We start from the raw sequence: 12,051 nt of genomic DNA on the forward strand, positions 1-12,051 counted from the left end.
CATACGAGATGAGCGCTAGTCTCGTGGGCTCGGTGATGTGTATAAGAGACTGCCGCCGCGCGGCTGGCCCTGGCCGACTCCGGCCTGGACCCGTCGGCGGTAGCGCCGGAGCGCGCCGGGGTGGTGGTCGGCACCACCAGCGGCGAGTCGGTGGTGGTCGAGGCGGTGACCGCCCAACAGGTCGAGTCCGGCTTCGAGGGCATGGACCCGGACCTGCTCCGGCAGGTGCCGGCGGGTCGGCTCGCGCACGCGGTGAGCACCGAACTGGACCTGGCGGGGGAGTCGCTGACCCTGGCCACCGCCTGCTCGGCCAGCAACTACGCGATCGGCTACGCGTACGACATGCTGGCCACCGGTGAGGCGGAGGTGATGTTCGCCGGCGGTGCCGACTCGGTCTGCCGCTGGGCCCACGCCGGCTTCTACCGGTTGGGGGCGCTGACCGCCGACGCCTGTTCGCCGTTCGACCGGGACCGTTCCGGCATCCTCACCGGCGAGGGCGGGGCGATCCTGATGCTGGAGACCCTCGACCACGCCCGTGCCCGTGGGGCGCGGATCTACGCCGAGGTCCTCGGGTACGGCGTCAACTGCGACGCCAACCACCCCGTCGCACCGGACCGGGGCAGCATCGCGGCCTGCATGCGCGCCGCCCACCGCAACGCCTCGGTCAAGCCGGCCGACGTCGACTACATCTGCGCCCACGGCACCGGCACGCCGGCCAACGACTCGGTGGAGGCCCAGGCCATCTTCGACGTCTTCGGCGACCGGGTGCCCCCGGTCAGCTCGATCAAGTCGATGATCGGGCACACCATGGGCGCGGCGAGCGGCTTCGGGGCGATCGCCGGAACCCTCGCCATCGCGCACGGGTTCCTGCCACCGACGATCAACTGGGCCAATCCGGACCCGGCCCTGGCCGGGCTGGACCCGGTGCCGAACACCGCCCGCCAGGCCGGTGTCCGGGTGGTGCAGAACAACGGGTTCGCCTTCGGCGGCAACAACGCCATCGTCCTGATCGGAGCCGTCGAATGAGCGGGGTCGTGATCACCGGATGGAGCGCGGTCAGCCCGGCCGGGGTGGGCCGGGCCGCGCTGGCCGAACGCCTGGCCGCCGTCACGCCGGGCGTCCCGGCCGGCGGCCCGGTTCCGGGCGGGCCGGTCGACGTCACCACGTTGACCGACGAGCCGCTGCCCACCCCGACCGGACACGCGCTGGTCGACTTCGACGTCCGGAGCCACCTGGGCCGCAAGGGCACGAGCTTCTACGACCGGGCCACCGCGCTCTCCGTGGTGGCGTGCGGCGACGCGCTGCGCGACGCGGGCGTGGAGCTGGACGACACCAACCGCGCCCGGCTCGGCCTGGTGCTCGGCACCTCGCTGGGCAGCTTCCGCTCCACCAGCGACTACACCCGGGAGACGCTGGTCCAGGAGAAGCCGTACCTGGTCAACCCGGTGCTGTTCCCCAACACCGTGATGAACTGCGCGGCCGGGCAGTCCGCCATCCGGCACGGCCTGCGCGGGGTCAACGCCACGGTGGCGACCGGCCCGCTGGCCTTCCTCGACGCGCTGCGGTACGGCAGCAACGCCATCGCCCGGGGGTACGTCGACGCGATGCTGGTCGGTGCCGTGGAGGAGTTCAGCCCGCACCGGGCCTGGACCACCTGGCTGACCGGTCGCCCCGGGCAGCCGGTGCCGACCGGTGAGGCGGCGGTGGTCTTCGTGCTCACCCGCGCCGAACAGCCCGCCTGGGCCGGCGTACGCCGGGAGGCCGAGGTGCTCGCGCTGGCCACCGCGTACGGCCCGGGTGGCGGTCCGGCCGCCGACCGGGCGCTCACCGGGTGCGTCTCCCGGGCGGTCCGTCGGGCCGGCGTCGACCCGGCCGAGGTGGACTGCGTCCTGACCGGCGAGACCGCGGAGGACGACACCGACGAGTTCGACCCCGCCTGTGCGGCGCTCGGCCAGGTGCCGACCCGAATCCGGGCCAGCGGTCTCTTCGGGCGCTGCGACGCGGCCACCGGTGGGCTCGCGCTGGCCACCTTCCTCGCCACCGCACCGGCCGGCGACACGCCCCGGCTGGCGCTGATCACCTCGCGCAGCCCGGACGGCGGCACCGCTGCCGCCATCGTCAGGGGGTGGCCGGGTGCCGGCGCGTCTGACCGCTAGCGAGCTGCGCACCTGCCTCGGCGACGGGGACCGGACCTTCGCCGGCCTGCTGGCCGGCACCAGCGGGATCGGTCCGCTGCGGCACGGCGTACCGGCCGCCCTCAACGTCGCCCACGGCTACCACGTCGACGACGGCGCGGACCGGGCCTTCGCGGCCAGCCGCTGGGTGGCCGAGTGCGCCGCGCGGGCGGTCGCCGCCGGTGCGCTGGATCCCCGGCGTCGCCGCGTGGTCGCCCTGGTCGGCACCGGTCTGCGGGAACTGGCGGCGGTGGAGGCGTACGCCACCGGCGGCGACGCGTTCGGCGCGCACCGGCTGCACTTCGGCGACGCGGTGCACACGGCCGTGCCCGGCCTGCGGGAGGTGGTGACCGTCAGCAACGCGTGCAGCGCCGGCGGACACGTCCTGGCCCTCGCCGAGGACCTGCTCATGCTCGGTGACGCCGACGCGGTGCTGGTCTGCGGCGTCGACGCGACCACCGAGTCGATGCTGGCGATGATCGGCCGTGTCGTCGACCGCCCCACCGAGACGGTCCGACCGTTCGACGCCGACCGGCAGGGCGTCCTGCTCGGCGACGGCGCCGCCGCGCTCGTGCTGGTGCCCGACGACGACGACACCCGTCCGGCCCTGGCCCGGATCGTGGCCACCGGCCTGTCCTGCGACGCCCACCACGAGACCGCCCCGTCGGTGGCCGGCATCACCCGCGCCATGCGGGACGCGCTGGCCCGCGCCGGCCGGGAACCGGCCGAGGTCGACCTGGTCGTGGCGCACGGCACCGGCACCGCGCTCAACGACCCGGCCGAGTGCGAGGCGCTCCGGCAGGTGTTGGTGAGCGGCGGCGCGGATCCGCTGGTGACCGCCGTGAAGGGCGCCACCGGGCACACCTCCGGTGCCGCCGCGCTGGTCAACCTCGACGTGGCACGCCGCTGCCTGGCCGAGGGCCGGGTGCCACCGGTGGTGGGACTGCGGCGTCCGTTGCCGGAGGGCACCGGACTGCGGTTCCCCACCGAGGCGACCGCGCATCCTGCCCGGCTGGTCCAGTCCGACGCGTTCGGCTTCGGCGGCGTCAACGCCGTCACCCTGGTGGAGGCCCCGTGACCAGCCCACTGATCGCCCCCGACCCGACCCGGCCCGCCGGCACCGCCGCACCGGTGACGGTGCGGGTGGCCGGGTGGAGCCTGCACCTGCCCGAGGCGGACGGTCTCGCCGCCGACCTGGCCGCGTGGTCCGGCACGTCGGCGTCGCGACTGTCCGCGACCCTGGCCGACGCGGTGCCCGCCGACCGCGCCCACCAGGTGCTCGGCCGTAAGGGCCTGCTCTTCAAGGAACCCGCCACCCGGCTGGCGCTCTGTGCGGTGCACCGCGCGCTCGGCCTGCCGCCCGGCCGCCACCCGCCCGACGGCGTCGACCCCCGCAGCGCGGTGGTGGTCGCCGGCAACCTCGGCAACGTCGCCACCGTCGCCGACCTGGCCCGTACCGTGCACGCCGAGGGGGGCCGCGCGGTCAGCCCGCTCGCCGCCCCGAACGCCTCCAGCAACGTGGTGGCCAGCACCGTGGCGCTCTGGTTCGGACTCGGCGCGGCGAACCTGATGGTCTGCTCCGGCGCCACCGCCGGCCTGGACGCGGTCCGCGCGGCGATGCTGCTGCTGCGCGCCGGACGGGCCGACCGGGTGCTGGTCGTGGGCACCGAGCCGGCCGACGAGGTGGCCACCGAACTGCACCAGGCGGGTCGCCCGGCTTTCCCGCTGCGCGCCGGTGCCGCCTGCCTGGTGCTCACCACCACCGCCCGGTCCGACACCGGGCCCGTGCTGGGACCGTCCGGCGGGCGGTCCGCGTACCGCCGGATCGGGCCGGGCGGCTTCGACCCGGCGGCGCACTGGGGAGACTGCTACGGCGCGGCCGGCGTGGTGAACCTGGCGCTGGCCGCGACGCTGCTGGACGCCGGAGCGCCCGGCCCGGTCGCGGTCGCCTGCGGTGACGACACCGACGGCGTACGCGAGCTGCTCCTCGACGCCACCCCCGGAGCCGGACGATGATCCCGGCCCCGGCGGTGCACGAGCTGACCTCCGGCGTGCCCGGGGGAGACCTGGTGGTGCTCGCCCACGGCCTGGAGGACTCCTGGGAGTCGTGGCGACCGCTGGCCCGGGCCTTCGACCCCCGCTGGCACGTGGTCGCCCTGGACCTGCCGTGGCGGGCCGGCAACGACTACCGGTGGCGTCGCCAGGGCAGCCCGGCGCAGTGGCTCGCCGCCGGGCTGGCCGGGTTGCCCCGCCCGGCGGACACCGTCGTCGCGCACTCCTTCGGCGCGAACGCGACGCTGGAACTGCTGGCCGGCGGGGAGCCGGCGGCCCGCGCCACGGTGCTGATCTGCCCGCTGTACTGCCCGCCCGAGCAACCGATCACCTGGCAGGTCTTCGACCGGGCCCGGCGTACCTTCGACCGGCACGTCCACGACGGACTGCGGCTGCGCGTCGGCCCGCGACTGCGCAAGCTGGACGCCGCGTTGCTCGACGCGATGTTCACCAAGGCCATCGACCGGATCGGGCCGGCCGGCTTCCTCACCGTCTTCGACCAGTTCGTCAACAGCGGCGGGCTGGCGCTGACCACGGTGGACGTCCCGACGTTGATCCTGGCCGGCGGGGCCGACCCGACCCTCTCCCCGGCCGCCGCCGCCACGCTGGGCCGGGACATGCCCCGGGCCACCCTGCTGGTGCACGAGCACTACGACCACTTCTGCCACGTCCGCCACGCCGACGAGGTCGCGGAGCAGGCCGCCCGGTTCGTCGGTGAGGCGAACCGGGTGACGGTACGTCCCTGACGACAGGAGCAGCCACCATGACCAGTGCGCCCACCGCCCCGCTGACCGTCCTGGTCGGGCGGCCCCGGTACGAGGGGGCCAACATCCGCACCTGGATCGGTTTCAAGCACTTCATCTATCTGGTCGAGGAGGCGGTGCTGCAGTGGCTGCGGGACCGTGGTCCCGGTGCCCGCGACCTCTTCCACGAGCACGGCCTGGGCGTCGAGATCGTCGACTGCTCGGTGCAGTTGCCGGCCGTGCTGGAGGTCGACGACGAGGTGCGGGTGGAGGTCACCGGCGAGTCCGCCGATCGGCTGACGGTGCGGATGACGGTGGTCCGCGACGGGCGCGAGCAGGTGGTGCTGCGCGGCAAGGTCCGGGTGGCGCTGGTCGTCGAACCCGCCGCCACCGCCTCCGCGCCCGCCCCCGCGCACCTGGCGGACCTGGTGGTGCCGACCCTGGGTGCCGCCGCCACGGTGAGCCGACCCGACCACCGGCCGATCCGCCCCGGCGAGACGGTCGCCGACGTGCTCACCCCGGTCGGGTCCCGGTCGTTCCTGTGGACCTGGCGGGCGCCCTACTTCTACTGCCACTTCTCCGACCGGGTGCAGCACTCCGGCTACGTGCGGGCACTGGAGGAGGTGGTGGACCGGTTCCTGGCCGCCCGAGGCATCTCGGTGGGCCGACTGGTCCGCGAACGCTCCTGGATCCCGGTGGTGTCCCGGGCCCGGATCCGGATGGTCGAGGCGGCCCGGATGGAGGAGGACGTGCACACCGTCCTGACCGTCACCGACGTGCTGCGCGGGGTCATGTTCGACGCGCGGATGGACTGCTACGTCCGGCGCGGCGAGCGGCTGGTGCACACCGCGACCGCGAACATCCTGCACGGGTACGCGATCAGCGCCGGCCCGAACGCCGGCGAGCTGGCCGAGTTCGACGACGAGGTGCTCCGCGCGCTGGCCGGCGGTGTGGCATGAAGAAGCGGCCCCGGCTCTACTTCTCCTTCCGCAGCCCGTACAGCTGGCTGGCGGTGCACCGGCTGCGTGTCGAGGTGCCGGACCTGTTCGCCCAGGTCGACTGGTTCCCGTACTGGGACCCGGACGAGAAGACGAACGCGGCACTGGCCGAGCGGGGCGCCGAGATGCACTACGTGCAGATGAGCCGGGCCAAGCACCGTTACCTGCTGGTGGACACCAAGCGGCTGGCGCAGCGCGCCGGACTGCCGATGGCCTGGCCGATCGACGTGGACCCGTGGTGGGACCTGCCGCACCTGGCCTGGCTGCTGGCCCGCCGGGCCGGTCGGGCGGTGCCGTTCTACGACGCGCTGGTGGCGGCCCGCTGGGAGCGCGGCGAGGACATCTGCACCCCGGAGGTCGTCGCCCGGGCCGCCGTCGAGGCGGGGATCGACCCGGTGGCCGCACAGAACGCCCCGCAGGACGAGACGCTGCGCGCGGAGGGGGTCGACTGCCTGGCCGCCGCGTACGACGACGACATCTTCGGCATCCCGTACCTGCGCGTCGGTCGGCACCGCTTCTGGGGCCTGGACCGGGTGGACCACTTCCTGGCCGAATGGCGACCGGAGAACACGCCCACGCCGGAGGCGAGTCCCGCCGTGCCGACGGCGGTGCGCGATGGAGCCGCCGTTCCGGCGGCGGTGCTCGACGGTGCCGCCTTCGACACCGACACCGCGGGAGGCTGCGGATGACCGGGCGCACGCCGGCCGAGGAACGCCTGCGTCGGCAGCGGCAACTGGCGGCGACCTGCCGGCTCTTCGCCCGCTACGGGTTCGACGAGGGAGCCGGGGGCCACGTCACGGCCCGCGACCCGGAGGACCCGGACCGGTTCTGGATCAACCCGTTCGGGATGCACTTCGGACACGTACGCGTCAGCGACCTGCTGCTGGTGGACGCGGGCGGTGAGGTGCTGGAGGGCACCGGACGGATCAACCCGGCCGGGTACGTCATCCACTCGCACGTGCACGCCGCCCGTCCCGACGTGGTCGCCGCCGCGCACACCCACTCCACCCACGGACGGGCCTGGTCGGCGCTGGGCCGTCCGCTGGACCCGATCACCCAGGACGCCTGCGCCTTCTACCAGGACCACACCGTGTTCGCCGACTACACCGGCGTGGTGCTCGCCGACGAGGAGGGCAAGCGGATCGCCGACGCACTCGGCGACACCAAGGCGGTGGTGCTGCGCAACCACGGGCTGCTCACCGTCGGCGGTTCGGTGGCGGAGGCGGCCTGGTGGTTCATCGCCATGGACCGCAGCGCCCAGGTGCAGTTGCTGGCCGAGGCGGCGGGGCAGCCGATCCTGATCGGCCCGGACGAGGCCGCCGAGACCCGGCGCGTCATCGGCACCCCGGGGATCGCCCGGCTGAACTTCCGGCCGCTGTACGCCGACATCGTGCGGGCCCAGCCGGACCTGCTGGACTGAGCCGGAGGGAACGGGATGGCCGTACTGCTGAGGGACCTGGCCGGGGCCACCGGTGCACCGGCACTGACCGACGCCGACGGTGAGCTGGACTGGACCGAGCTGGACGCGCGGGTCAACCGGTGGATCCGGTTGCTGCGCGCCGAGGGGCTGCGGGTCGGCGACACCATGGCGGTGGTCTGCGGCAACCGGCGGGAGACGTTCGAGGCGCTGCTGGCCGCCCTGCACACCGGGGTGACGGTGGTGCCGGTCAACTGGCACCTGACCGCGCCGGAGATCGCGTACCTGCTGGCGGACTCGGAGAGCCGACTCGTGCTGACCGAGCCCGCCTACGCGCCCGTGGTCGACCAGGCGGTGCGGACCGCAGCGGTGCGGGTCCGGCAGCTCGTGACGGGGGAGAGCGACGTCGGCGACGCGGTCGCGGTCGAACCGCGGCTGGCGGGTCTCGCCGCCGACGAACCGCCGGATCAGGTCTGCGGCTCCACCATGCTCTACACCTCGGGCACCACGGGTGCGCCCAAGGGGGTCCGCAACGGCCTGTTCCGCGCCGGGGCGCCGTTCGGGCGGGTGGAACGGCTGTTGGCGTACGCCGGGCACGCCCTGCACGTGCCGGCGCGCGGCGCGGTGCTGCTGGTCGGTCCCTGGTACCACTCCGCGCAGCTGTTCTTCGCGCTGCTGCCGTTGCTGCGCGGCAGCCGCCTGGTGCTGCACGAGCGCTTCGACCCGCAGGCGTTCCTGGCCACGGTGGCCGCGCACCGGATCACCGCCTGCCACCTGGTGCCGACCCAGTTCGTCCGGCTGCTGCGGCTGGACGACGCGGTCCGGGCCGACGCCGACGTGCGCAGCCTGCGGGTGGTGTGGCACGGCGGCGGGCCGTGTCCGGTCGAGGTGAAACGACAGATGATCGAGTGGTGGGGGCCGGTGGTGGTCGAGTACTACGCGGCGACCGAGGCGGGCGTGGTCACGCTCATCGGTGCCGAGGAGTGGCTGCGTCGGCCGGGAAGTGTCGGTCGGCCGGTGCCTCCCAACGAGGTGGTCATCCTCGACCCGGACGGGGTGGCGCTGCCGCCCGGCCGCCCGGGGCGGGTCTTCGTCCGCCGGGCCGGGGGAAAGACGTTCGAGTACCACAACGCCCCGGAGAAGACCCGCGACGCGCATCTGGGTCCCGGCGTCTTCACCTACGGCGAGACCGGTCACCTGGACGAGGAGGGTTACCTCTATCTGACCGGACGCGCCCGCGACCTGATCATCTCCGGTGGGGTGAACATCTACCCGGCCGAGGTGCAGGCGGTCCTCCAGGAACACCCGGCGGTCCGGGACGCGGCGGTGACCGGGGAACCCGACGACGAGTACGGCGAGCGGGTGGTGGCCGTCGTCGAACTCGATCCGCACCGGCTCGACCCGGCCGCCGCCCCGCAGGTGCTGGAGGCGTTCTGCCGCCGTTCGCTGGCCGGGTTCAAGGTGCCCCGCCGGTGGCGGTTCGTCGCCGAACTGCCGCGCGACGGCACCGGCAAGCTCCGCCACGACGTGCTGCGTGAGCTGCTGCGTCCGCAGACCACGGCGGGACGCTCGTGAGCCCGGTGGCGCAGCGTCCGGACGTGGCACACCCGGCCACGTACGGCGTCGAGGTGCCGCACACCGAGTTCGCCCGGATGCGCCGCGAGGAGCCGGTGTCCTGGGTGTCCGAGCCGGCACTGTGGCGGCGGGGCGGCGGCGGCCGGATGCTCAGTCAGGGGTCGGGCTTCTGGGCGGCCACCAGTCACGAGGCGGTGGTCGCCGCGTCCCGGCAGCCGGAGCTCTTCTCCTCCGGCCGCAAGGGCGCGTTCCTGCCCGATCCGCGTACCCCCGCCGACCTGGAGCAGGCCCGTCAGCTCCTGGTCAACATGGACGCGCCGCAGCACTCGCGGATCCGGCGGCTGGTCACCTCGGTGTTCACCCCACGGGCGGTGCGCGCCCTGCACGACAGCGTCGCCGCCCACGCCCACGACCTGGTGCGCCGCGCGGTCGCCGCGGACGAGTGCGACGTGGTCGCCGACCTCGCCGCCGAACTGCCCCTGCTGGTCCTCGCCGACCTGCTCGGCCTGCCGCGCGAGGACCGGCACCTGCTCTACCGGTGGAGCAACAACCTGGTCGGCTTCGACGACCCGGAGTACGGCGGCGGTGACGTGGAGGCGTACCGCACCACCTTCGTCGAGGCGTTCCAGTACGCCCTCACGGTGGCCGGTGAACGGCGCCGGTCGCCCCGGGACGACCTGATGACCCTGCTGGCGACCAGCGAGGTGGACGGCCGACGCCTGACCGACCGCGAGTTCTGTAGCTTCTGGCTGTTGCTCGTGGTGGCGGGCAACGAGACGACCCGACACCTCATCTCCGGTGGCGTGTCGGCACTGCTGGCCGCGCCGGCCCAGCGGGACCGGCTGGCGCGGGACCCGTCGCTGTTACCGTCGGCGACGGAGGAGTTGTTGCGGTGGGTGACACCGATCATGCAGTTCCGACGTACCGCCACTGAGGACACCGAGTTGTGTGGCCGGGCCGTCGCCGAGGGCGACAAGGTCGTGCTCTGGTACGTCTCGGCCAACCGCGACGGTGCCGTCTTCGACGACCCGGACGTGCTGCGTCTGGACCGCAATCCCAACCCGCACCTGTCGTTCGGCATGGGGCCGCACTTCTGCCTGGGCGCCCATCTGGCGCGGCTGGAGGCGCAGGCGATGCTGCGGGAACTGGTGCCGCACCTGGGGCGTTTCGAGCTGACAGGACCGGCCGTACGGCTGGAAAGCAACTTCGTGAACGGGCTCAAGTCATTGCCCGGACGCTTCATTCCGGACGGCTCCGTCGGACCGGACGGAGTGTGAAGCAGTTGTTAACCACCGACGGTGATATCGTCATATGCCGGGTCGCTTCTGTGAGTAGCCCGTTCAATCCGCTAATCTGGTGTGAAGCGTTCAACCACCACACCGCCGGAGTGTGCAGTGTGATGTGACGAACAGCGGAGGGTGGCGATGAGTGACTACACAATCACGATCCGGTCCGAGGGTGCCGACACGGAAACCGTTATCTGTGTCGACATCGACGATTCCACGCCGCGCGTGGTCGAACTCGTGATGCGTGCCGGCAGTGGCATCTCGGCGCCGACGCTTCCCTCCTTCGACCTGAATCTCCTCCTGCGCGCGTTGTTCCCGGCCGGCGGCACGCCGGTGACTCCGGCCTCCGTCGTCGAGTCACCCACCGAGGTCCCCGCCGCCGAGCAGTCGTTCACCCCGGCCACCGGCAACCGGTCCGTGCGCTCCGGTGCCAACCGCTCCGGCTCCGGCACGACGCGACGCCGGACCGAGGCGGCGGTGCCGAAGGGGCGGGTCTACCGGCGCATGCCGGAGGACGTCGTCGAGGTCTTCAACCGCACCGGCACGGTCACCGCGGTGGCCGAGCACTACGGCGTGCCCCGGCACACCGCGCAGGGCTGGATCGGCCGGCTGCGCCGCCGGGGCGGGTTCTCCGCCGCCTCCTGACACACGTCGACCCGGTGGCCGCCAGCCGGCCACCGGGTACGGCGCTCCGCGCGTACGTCGACCGGTGTGTCGGGGTGGGGGATCAGACCGTGACGTGACCGGCGGGACGGCGTTCCGCCACCACCGGCACCGCCATCTCGGCGTCGATGTCCGCCGTCGTCAACGCGGCCTGCCGCAACTGCGCCACGGCCTCGTCGAGGCTCTCGAAGATCGGGAAGACCCCGTCGAGCTTCATGGTGTGCAGCACCGTGCGGATGAACCGCGACGGCGCGGCCAGGCACAGCCGCCCGTCCCGCTCCCGGACCTCCCGGTGGGCCCGCACCAGCAGGCCGAGTCCGGCGGAGTCGATGACCTGCACGCCGTCCAGGTTCACCACGATCGTGCCGTGTACGTCGACCGCCTGCCGCAACGCGACGCGCAGCGCGGTCTCGGGCCCCGTCACGGCCTCGCCGCCCACGGGCGCCTCGTCGGCACCGCCGAGACCGATCGGCGTACGGTCGGCGCGCGGGGGCGGGCCGGCCGGCAGTGCGCTGCACCGGGGGCAGCGGTGCGGGCCGGTGGCGAACGGGGAACCGCTCCAGCCGTGGTCCGACACCAGAGTCCAGACCACCTCCGCGTCGGGCAGCACACACGCCGTGCCGGTGGTGGTGTCGCCGCAGACGTCGCAGATCAGTGTCATCAGGTTGTCGTCCGGTACGACGGTCATTCTGCATCCTCTCCGGTGCCGCAGCTGTGCGGCCGGGACACGGACTCGGGGCGTCGGTGCGGTACGCCGTCGCCGTACGGACTTGTCAGAGGGAGTCGGAACGTTCCTTGCCGGCGGTGGCGACCACGATCACCACACCGACCGCGGCGAGACCGGCCTGCGCGACCAGCCCCAACAGGCTGAATCCTCGGAGGCCGGCGAGCCAGGCACTGATCGCGCCGAGCAGCGCGATGACCGCGCCGATGGTCATCGTGAGCCACAGCGGCACGGCGGGACGGCCGGGGACGACGAGCCGGCCCACGGCACCGACGGCGAGACCGACGACTAGGGCCGCGGCGATCCCGGCGATGGTCATGCTGCTCCTCGTTCTCGCGATGTCGGTGCGTCGGCGGCGGTGGGTCAGGTGCGTACGGTCACGGCCGCCCGGCCGTGCGCGGCCGGCTGCGGCGCTGTCT

General features: G+C 73.7%; 12 protein-coding genes and 1 pseudogene. 11 read left to right on the plus strand and 2 right to left on the minus strand.

Features of this window, described 5'->3' with window-relative positions:
- Nucleotides 1-51: 51 nt before the first annotated feature.
- The 11 genes and pseudogenes from EYA84_RS16145 to EYA84_RS16195 form a co-directional block, all read left to right on the plus strand.
- Nucleotides 52-1,026 (plus strand): annotated as a pseudogene (locus tag EYA84_RS16145) (beta-ketoacyl-[acyl-carrier-protein] synthase family protein); the annotation flags it as partial.
- Nucleotides 1,023-2,156, plus strand: a complete 1,134-nt coding sequence (locus EYA84_RS16150) for a beta-ketoacyl synthase N-terminal-like domain-containing protein (RefSeq protein ID WP_131053899.1) — start codon at nucleotides 1,023-1,025, stop codon at nucleotides 2,154-2,156. The pseudogene EYA84_RS16145 and the gene EYA84_RS16150, both read left to right, overlap by 4 nt.
- Entirely contained in the window at nucleotides 2,134-3,252 is a 1,119-nt protein-coding gene (locus EYA84_RS16155; RefSeq protein WP_131053900.1) for a beta-ketoacyl synthase N-terminal-like domain-containing protein, read from the plus strand. The genes EYA84_RS16150 and EYA84_RS16155 overlap by 23 nt, the downstream gene beginning before the upstream one ends.
- Nucleotides 3,249-4,190 carry a beta-ketoacyl synthase N-terminal-like domain-containing protein gene (locus EYA84_RS16160; RefSeq protein ID WP_131053901.1) on the plus strand — a complete coding sequence of 314 codons (942 nt, stop codon included), beginning with the start codon at nucleotides 3,249-3,251 and terminating at the stop codon, nucleotides 4,188-4,190. The genes EYA84_RS16155 and EYA84_RS16160 overlap by 4 nt, the downstream gene beginning before the upstream one ends.
- Nucleotides 4,187-4,972: an alpha/beta fold hydrolase gene (locus EYA84_RS16165; RefSeq protein ID WP_131053902.1), complete on the plus strand. Its 786-nt coding sequence runs from the start codon at nucleotides 4,187-4,189 to the stop codon at nucleotides 4,970-4,972. Before EYA84_RS16160 ends, EYA84_RS16165 begins: the two co-directional genes overlap by 4 nt.
- A gap of 17 nt (nucleotides 4,973-4,989) precedes the next feature.
- Complete coding sequence (locus EYA84_RS16170; RefSeq protein ID WP_131053903.1) at nucleotides 4,990-5,928, plus strand: thioesterase family protein; 939 nt, start codon at nucleotides 4,990-4,992, stop codon at nucleotides 5,926-5,928.
- Nucleotides 5,925-6,656 carry a 2-hydroxychromene-2-carboxylate isomerase gene (locus EYA84_RS16175; RefSeq protein WP_131053904.1) on the plus strand — a complete coding sequence of 244 codons (732 nt, stop codon included), beginning with the start codon at nucleotides 5,925-5,927 and terminating at the stop codon, nucleotides 6,654-6,656. The genes EYA84_RS16170 and EYA84_RS16175 overlap by 4 nt, the downstream gene beginning before the upstream one ends.
- Nucleotides 6,653-7,387: a class II aldolase/adducin family protein gene (locus EYA84_RS16180; RefSeq protein ID WP_131053905.1), complete on the plus strand. Its 735-nt coding sequence runs from the start codon at nucleotides 6,653-6,655 to the stop codon at nucleotides 7,385-7,387. Before EYA84_RS16175 ends, EYA84_RS16180 begins: the two co-directional genes overlap by 4 nt.
- Before the next feature lie 15 nt (nucleotides 7,388-7,402).
- Nucleotides 7,403-8,959: an AMP-binding protein gene (locus EYA84_RS16185; RefSeq protein WP_131053906.1), complete on the plus strand. Its 1,557-nt coding sequence runs from the start codon at nucleotides 7,403-7,405 to the stop codon at nucleotides 8,957-8,959.
- A 5-nt stretch (nucleotides 8,960-8,964) separates the two neighbouring features.
- On the plus strand, nucleotides 8,965-10,236 hold the full coding sequence (locus EYA84_RS16190) for a cytochrome P450 (protein WP_236145792.1): 1,272 nt from the start codon (nucleotides 8,965-8,967) through the stop codon (nucleotides 10,234-10,236).
- A 147-nt stretch (nucleotides 10,237-10,383) separates the two neighbouring features.
- Nucleotides 10,384-10,890, plus strand: coding sequence for a hypothetical protein (locus EYA84_RS16195; protein ID WP_131053908.1), 507 nt, complete (start codon nucleotides 10,384-10,386; stop codon nucleotides 10,888-10,890).
- 82 nt (nucleotides 10,891-10,972) lie between these two features.
- On the opposite strand, the gene EYA84_RS16200 is transcribed toward EYA84_RS16195, so the two are convergent.
- Together EYA84_RS16200 and EYA84_RS16205 are read right to left on the minus strand one after the other, a co-directional pair.
- Nucleotides 10,973-11,596 (minus strand): STAS domain-containing protein, encoded by a 624-nt coding sequence (locus tag EYA84_RS16200; RefSeq protein WP_131053909.1) that lies wholly within the window; start codon nucleotides 11,594-11,596, stop codon nucleotides 10,973-10,975.
- 85 nt (nucleotides 11,597-11,681) lie between these two features.
- On the minus strand, nucleotides 11,682-12,051 hold a 370-nt coding region (locus tag EYA84_RS16205; RefSeq protein ID WP_236145793.1), incomplete at its 5' end, for a hypothetical protein.

Source organism: Verrucosispora sp. SN26_14.1, from assembly GCF_004307965.1.
Classification (GTDB): domain Bacteria; phylum Actinomycetota; class Actinomycetes; order Mycobacteriales; family Micromonosporaceae; genus Micromonospora.

Coding starts and splice junctions, on each gene's coding strand:
- EYA84_RS16175 (WP_131053904.1), top strand. CDS start 5,925: ATGAAGAAGCGGCCCCGGCTCTACTTCTCCTTCCGCAGCCCGTACAGC.
- EYA84_RS16200 (WP_131053909.1), bottom strand. CDS start 11,596: ATGACCGTCGTACCGGACGACAACCTGATGACACTGATCTGCGACGTC.
- EYA84_RS16165 (WP_131053902.1), top strand. CDS start 4,187: ATGATCCCGGCCCCGGCGGTGCACGAGCTGACCTCCGGCGTGCCCGGG.
- EYA84_RS16150 (WP_131053899.1), top strand. CDS start 1,023: ATGAGCGGGGTCGTGATCACCGGATGGAGCGCGGTCAGCCCGGCCGGG.
- EYA84_RS16180 (WP_131053905.1), top strand. CDS start 6,653: ATGACCGGGCGCACGCCGGCCGAGGAACGCCTGCGTCGGCAGCGGCAA.
- EYA84_RS16185 (WP_131053906.1), top strand. CDS start 7,403: ATGGCCGTACTGCTGAGGGACCTGGCCGGGGCCACCGGTGCACCGGCA.
- EYA84_RS16170 (WP_131053903.1), top strand. CDS start 4,990: ATGACCAGTGCGCCCACCGCCCCGCTGACCGTCCTGGTCGGGCGGCCC.
- EYA84_RS16195 (WP_131053908.1), top strand. CDS start 10,384: ATGAGTGACTACACAATCACGATCCGGTCCGAGGGTGCCGACACGGAA.